Origin of the sequence: Chamaesiphon sp. VAR_69_metabat_338, from assembly GCF_031423935.1 — a bacterium.
GTDB lineage: Bacteria > Cyanobacteriota > Cyanobacteriia > Cyanobacteriales > Chamaesiphonaceae > Chamaesiphon.
The window spans coordinates 1-5,853 of the sequence record NZ_JANPGM010000763.1 but is presented as its reverse complement, the minus strand read 5'-3'; the positions used below and the strand labels follow the sequence as shown (position 1 = coordinate 5,853).

7 protein-coding genes are annotated in these 5,853 nt (G+C 47.8%); 5 read left to right on the top strand and 2 right to left on the bottom strand.

The genetic code is table 11. The features are described 5' to 3' along the window. Positions 1 to 26 precede the first annotated feature (26 nt). Together RMO84_RS21120 and RMO84_RS21115 are read left to right on the top strand one after the other, a co-directional pair. Entirely contained in the window at positions 27 to 842 is an 816-nt protein-coding gene (locus RMO84_RS21120) for a DUF2993 domain-containing protein (protein WP_310490406.1), read from the top strand. 276 nt (positions 843 to 1,118) lie between these two features. Next, complete coding sequence (locus tag RMO84_RS21115) at positions 1,119 to 1,898, top strand: GerMN domain-containing protein (protein WP_310490405.1); 780 nt, start codon at positions 1,119 to 1,121, stop codon at positions 1,896 to 1,898. Positions 1,899 to 1,962: 64 nt separating this feature from the next. On the opposite strand, the gene accB is transcribed toward RMO84_RS21115, so the two are convergent. Then, complete coding sequence (gene accB, locus RMO84_RS21110; protein ID WP_310490404.1) at positions 1,963 to 2,445, bottom strand: acetyl-CoA carboxylase biotin carboxyl carrier protein; 483 nt, start codon at positions 2,443 to 2,445, stop codon at positions 1,963 to 1,965. A 392-nt stretch (positions 2,446 to 2,837) separates the two neighbouring features. Continuing rightward, entirely contained in the window at positions 2,838 to 3,398 is a 561-nt protein-coding gene (gene efp / locus RMO84_RS21105; protein WP_310490403.1) for an elongation factor P, read from the bottom strand. A 324-nt stretch (positions 3,399 to 3,722) separates the two neighbouring features. Here efp and RMO84_RS21100 point away from each other — a divergent pair, with 324 nt between their 5' ends. The 3 genes from RMO84_RS21100 to RMO84_RS21090 all read left to right on the top strand — a co-directional run. Then, positions 3,723 to 4,112, top strand: coding sequence for a hypothetical protein (locus RMO84_RS21100; protein WP_310490402.1), 390 nt, complete (start codon positions 3,723 to 3,725; stop codon positions 4,110 to 4,112). A gap of 152 nt (positions 4,113 to 4,264) precedes the next feature. Further along, positions 4,265 to 4,738, top strand: coding sequence for a Rieske 2Fe-2S domain-containing protein (locus RMO84_RS21095; protein WP_310490401.1), 474 nt, complete (start codon positions 4,265 to 4,267; stop codon positions 4,736 to 4,738). A 216-nt stretch (positions 4,739 to 4,954) separates the two neighbouring features. Beyond that, positions 4,955 to 5,853, top strand: an 899-nt coding sequence (locus RMO84_RS21090; RefSeq protein ID WP_310490400.1) for a cation diffusion facilitator family transporter, incomplete at its 3' end; no start/stop codon positions are given.

Here is a 5,853-nt window from a genome sequence, read left to right as displayed (position 1 = left end):
CCTGTTCCCTATCCCCTATCCCCTAAATGGAATTAATCACCATCCTCCTCTCCGGCATTGCCTCGTTATTCTCACTGACAGGAGTCGTGGTGGACAAAAATGTCGAAACGGCCTTGCTGGCTCAGATCGATCGAGCCGAACAGCTCCAAGTCAGGGCTGACAATGCGCCAGTTCACCAGGTACTCGATGGCAAAATTAACAAACTGCGAATTGCCGGACGGGGTTTGTGGGTGACGAAAGATTTGCGGGTCGATACACTCGATATCGAAACCGACCCCATCGCTGTCGATCTCAAAGCAGTCCAAGCCGACCAAAAATCGGGTAATTCGGCTAGTGCGGCTAGTGCGGCTTTCAAGCAGCCGCTCCAAGCGGGACTGCGGTTCAAGGTAAACGAGGAAGATCTCAATAATTACCTAAAGTCTCCGGATGCGATCGCCCAACTTCAGAAAATGACTACTAGTACCTTTGGTGGTGCTGCTGGTTCGCTGAATAAGGATTATCAAATTACCAATCCCCAAGTCAGATTTTTGGCGAATAATCGTGTCGGTCTCAAAGCTGAGCTACAAGACCCCGGCTCTGGCGAAAAACTCACGATTACCCTCGAAGCTGGTGTCAACGTTATTGGTGGGCGTAAATTGCAACTAGTCGAACCGACAGCGATGGTTGGAGCTACCCCAGTACCGCCGTTTATTCTATCCGGCTTGACTACTAGCATGAGCGAACGCTTAAATGTCGATGTCCTTGCAGCACGCGGACTCCAAGCCCGGATTTTGCGGTTCAAGGTCGATCCCCAACAACTCGAACTGGCAGCTTTTGTCAGAATCCCTGGAAAGAGCCAATAATCGGCGATCGCAGCAGCCTCGATCCTGCCACAGCCGAGGTGTTGTTTCCTGATCGATACTTTGGACTACCGAATCGGGATCCGACCAGTTAAACTAGGAATAGATCGATAAAGGTCGCACGATCGTTCCGTGGGTGAGTCGATCGACAGTCAGCACTAACCAGTAACTAGTTATTAGATATTGTTTGGCTTGGATGGGTGAAAATATCTTAAGACTATGTTTGGATGATTTCTCGCTGTTTGATGATTCTAACGATCTATAGGAATTTTAATAATTATGGAAGAGCAAAAATCAATATCTAAAAATGTAGTTGCCACGATCTCAGCCCTAGCTGTGAGCGCAACTTTGGCTGGCGGAGGCATTGCTTGGTTGACAATGCAAAATCACCGCCCCGAAGCAACTACACCCAGCAAAATTACTTCCTCTAATCCAGTCACGGTCGATTCCGCGTCGATTAACCCGCAGGTAGCGACACCGATGCCTGCCGTGCCAAATGCGACTACAGTCGTGCCGGCAAAGACCGTACCTTCAACCCCTACGGTCGGTCAGAAAACTACTAAGCCAACGACTCCTACTGTCGCTCAAAATCAAGAGAGTACCGATAATGTTTGGCGGATCGATGATGACGGCAAAAAAACTTTCTTAGTCCCTCAAGATCGCAAAATTGCTTCAGCCAATAGCACAGACCCAGAAACCCGAGTCAATCGATCGCTAACTAGTTTGCTGGCTTCTGCTGGCAATCCAGATGGCAAACTGACGACAACCATCCCCGTCGGGACTAAGCTCTTGAGTGCGAAAGTGCTTGCTGACGGCATTCATGTCGATCTGTCCAAAGAGTTTACTCAAAGTGGTGGTGCCACCTCGACCATCGGTCGGCTGGGTCAAGTAGTCTATACAGCCACAGCTCAAAATCCCGATGCTCCGGTCTGGATTACGGTTGAAGGTAAAAAACTAGAAGTCCTCGGTGAGGCTGGTGTGGAAATCAGACAGCCGATTACGCGTCAAACCTACAATCAAGATTTCCCGATCGTTCCAGGTGCGACTAAAAATCCTTAGTTAATGCCAACACACCCAACGAGCGGTAATCGATCGCGCTGGGTCGATCGATCTAACTTAGAGATTAGCTGGGGTTGACGTACATTAATGTTTGCCCAAATTCGATGGGTTGACCATTTTCAACTAATACTTCCATCACCTGGCCGACGACTTCGGACTCGATCTCATTCATCAGCTTCATTGCTTCAATAATACATACCGTTTGGCCAGCCCGAATTCGATCTCCGATCGAGGCAAAGGGTGGCTCATCTGGTGCTGGCGATCGATAAAAAGTCCCCACCATTGGCGACTTAATTTCGACCCATTTAGTATCGACCGTCGCGATTGACTGCCTTTCTATGACTGTCTGAGCGGCATCAGCGAGGGGTAATGTTACCGTTTGCGAGCTAATATCGGCGATCGTGGTTGAGATCGAACCTGCTGCAGATCGAGCCTGTCCTTGACTGACTGTCAATTCAAAGTCAGCATTTTTAAGTGTTAATTCGGTGATGTTATTAGCAGCAATTGCCCCTAATAGTTCGCTAAGTTCTTTAAAATCGATTGTCATATTGAGTATTGCGGTAGTTACTAATTATTAGTAATAAAATAGGCAGTCCTATTTAATGCGTCTTAATTAAATTAATATATTGTCAAAGTTGACTGTTAAAATCTGACTCGATCGCTTTGTCAGCAATTAGTTGGCGACAAGAGGGTGAGGTGTCCCGATCGTTATCGTCACTAACGACAATCGAGTCTTGCCAGTCGGCATGGGTTTAATCAATTTTATCTTATCAAACCATTGACTGGCGATACCGATCGCCTCAAGTATCGATCTTGGAACGTCAATCGCGAGTTGGATCGATGCGCTCGTGAAGCCAGCTCCGAGACGAAATCGACGCAAATCTACGGCGTATCGATCCGTTGCTAACTCGACGCGCGACCGGATCGATCCGGTCGATTTTAGCTTTCGCGACCGACATATTGGTCTGTCCGCGTGTCGATTTTAATTTTTTCGCCGATGCTAATAAACAACGGTACTGTAACTTGTGCGCCGGTTTCGACGATCGCGGGTTTGCTGCCACCAGTAGCTGTATCGCCCTTCATCCCCGGATCGGTCTCAGTCACCACCAATACGACAGTATTCGGCAATTCTACTTCCATGATTTGTTCGCCCCAGCGGACGATACTGACTTCCATCCCTTCTTTGAGGTACTTAACATTGGAGCCAATTTGAGTGGGAGTCAGATTGGATTCTTCAAAAGATTCCATATCCATAAATACAAATTGATCGCCATCTTTGTAAGTATGCTGCATCTTGATTTTTTCCAGCGTGGCTTGGGGCATAGTTTCGCCAGCGCGGAAGGTTTCTTCGACCACACTTCCTGTCTGCACATTTTTGAGCTTGGTTCTAACAAAAGCCGAACCCTTACCAGGTTTTACATGGAGAGATTCGACAATCTTCCATACACCGCTTTTCCACTCAATGGATACACCAGGTCTAAAGTCATTACTGGAAATCATGAATATTTGTATTGTTGCAGAGAACTGTTAAATCCTATTTTATCAGTCTTCGGGACGGTGGGCATATTCCCCAGTCGCTCGATCTAAGCCATCGATCCTGACAGAGCGGCTCTCCATCTTGGCCTGATGCTCATAGAGTGTTTCAAGGCAGCGTTAGTCTCAAACTGGAGAGATCGGCGCAATCGTGCCTGAGATCTGCGGCAGCACCGATCGAGTATCTTACCTGTGTAAATTGTACTTATATTAAGGATCTGACGGAGTACTCTACATCAGTCTGGGAAAGTTCGGTAAAATGAGGAGTCAGCTTCTGCGAGGAAAGCAGCCATGCTAGATCTAAATAATATTGCTGAGTTTTCGCGGTGTCACTGTATCGGTATTTGTGCGGTATTGGTGCCGCTTAACCTCCTATTGAGCACGACTACCATCTATTTAGTAGGTACGAATCGATCGATGCAGCTAATTTATGGGACGGTCGCAATTGCTCTCTGGCCAGCCATCGCCCTATTTTTGCATGTGGCAACTTGGTGGTCGATTGGCGTAGTGATGTTACCGACATTTATCTTACCCATATTGGCAACTATTTGTTTGGCGACTCATGCTTATGCCGTCACTAACCCGCAGCAGATGCGAACTTTGTTATTAGGTGGATTAGCATTTGCAGTCGCTAAGCGGCGGCAGCTATTAGTTAATCGATCGGGATTATTTCATCACTAACTACGGTTGATTCGATCGAACATAGGTAATGCTAGAGCTAGAGATCGCCAAGGAAGCGCGTTAGGTTTAGTCATCTTTAACATTTGCTAAAAGCAGAGCAACGGTCTATTATTTCTACGTATCCAATTTATGCCGATCGAGTAGTAAAAAATATGGTTAAGCGTCGTTCCTTTCTGGGATATTTTGGGATCGGATGGTTGACGGCTTGCTTTCCGGTAGTCTTGGCAGCTTGCGCACCTACAAAATCTACAACTCAAATCCCAAACAAACCTGCAGAGCCAATTGTAGAGCCGAAAGGTACTGCCACACCGGCAGCAGCCCAAACAACTGAAGGCTTTACAGCGATCGGCACGGTTGCGGATCTCGAACAGAATGGCTATCTCCAGACCAAAGAAGTCGCAATTACCAAAAATCCGGCTAATCCCCAACAATTACTTGCTGTCAACCCCAAATGCACTCATCAAGGTTGTATCGTGAAGTGGATTGCTAGCGAAAAAAAATACGATTGTCCTTGCCATGATGCAGAATTTGCTGCCGATGGCCAAGTTGTTAAAGGGCCTGCCAAAGAGGCTTTAGCTACTTATTCCGCGAAAATTGTCGGCACGCAAGTCATGGTAAAAATCTAGTCGATCGGTACTTACAAAAGCAGAATCAAAATAGCTAGCATAGAACTTACAACCAGATCTAGATTGTAGGGGTTCGGTCGTATAAAGCTAGCTGAAATGACCAACAGCTTGAATGCTTCCGATTTCGATTGTTGTAGGTCGAAGATTTCCCGATCTGACTCCCGATCTTGTGGGTAATTATTGACTGGTAATCCACTTCAACCGAGCATCTTCCTCATGAGCTTCCAAACTGCACGACCGTACACATATCTGTCGATCGGGGCTGCACTGATGACGATCGCGCTCAAAACCGGAGCCTATTACCTGACTGGTTCGATCGGATTGCTCTCGGATGCTTTGGAGTCGATTATCAATTTGGTGACTGCATTAGCTGCATTTTGGGCGTTATCTTTTGCCGCTACTCCCGCCGATGAAGATCATCCCTACGGCCATAGTAAAGCGGAATATTTTTCCAGTGGTTTGGAAAGTGTGTTGATTATGGTAGCGGCGATCGGGATTGCGGCGATCGCTTTGCCAAAACTAGCTCATCCCCAACCGCTCGAACAGGTTAATATTGGCTTATTGCTGTCGTTAATTGCCACTGCGATCAATGGATTTGTAGCTTGGGTGCTGTTGCGAGCGGGACGGCGATTGCGATCGATTACCCTACGTGCCGACGCGCACCACCTATTCACGGATGTGTGGACTTCTGTTGGTGTTACCGTGGCCATCTTCTTGGTTCAGCAGACTGGCTGGCTGATTCTCGATCCGCTGATTGCCTTATTTGTAGCGGCGAGTATTTTGGTATCGGGATTCCAGCTCCTGCGCGAGACGGGTGCCGGATTGCTCGATACCGCATTACCGCTGGCCGAACGCGATCTGATTACCAATATTTTTAGCACTTACGAACCGCAAGGCATCCACTTTCATGCGTTGCGCACGCGAGTTGCCGGTTCGCGGCGATTTGCGACTTTTCATGTCTTGGTACCAGGCACTTGGACGGTACAGCAGGGACACGATCTCTGTGAGGATGTCGAAGAAGCGATCGTGGCAGCTCTGCCGGGTACTAACGTAGTAACGCACATGGAACCACTCGAAGACCCCAAGTCTTGGGCAGACTTGGGACTCGATCGTTG

Excerpts from the sequence above, each read along its gene's own strand:
- RMO84_RS21100 (WP_310490402.1), top strand. The coding sequence starts at position 3,723 with ATGCTAGATCTAAATAATATTGCTGAGTTTTCGCGGTGTCACTGTATC.
- RMO84_RS21095 (WP_310490401.1), top strand. The coding sequence starts at position 4,265 with ATGGTTAAGCGTCGTTCCTTTCTGGGATATTTTGGGATCGGATGGTTG.
- efp (WP_310490403.1), bottom strand. The coding sequence starts at position 3,398 with ATGATTTCCAGTAATGACTTTAGACCTGGTGTATCCATTGAGTGGAAA.
- accB (WP_310490404.1), bottom strand. The coding sequence starts at position 2,445 with ATGACAATCGATTTTAAAGAACTTAGCGAACTATTAGGGGCAATTGCT.
- RMO84_RS21115 (WP_310490405.1), top strand. The coding sequence starts at position 1,119 with ATGGAAGAGCAAAAATCAATATCTAAAAATGTAGTTGCCACGATCTCA.
- RMO84_RS21120 (WP_310490406.1), top strand. The coding sequence starts at position 27 with ATGGAATTAATCACCATCCTCCTCTCCGGCATTGCCTCGTTATTCTCA.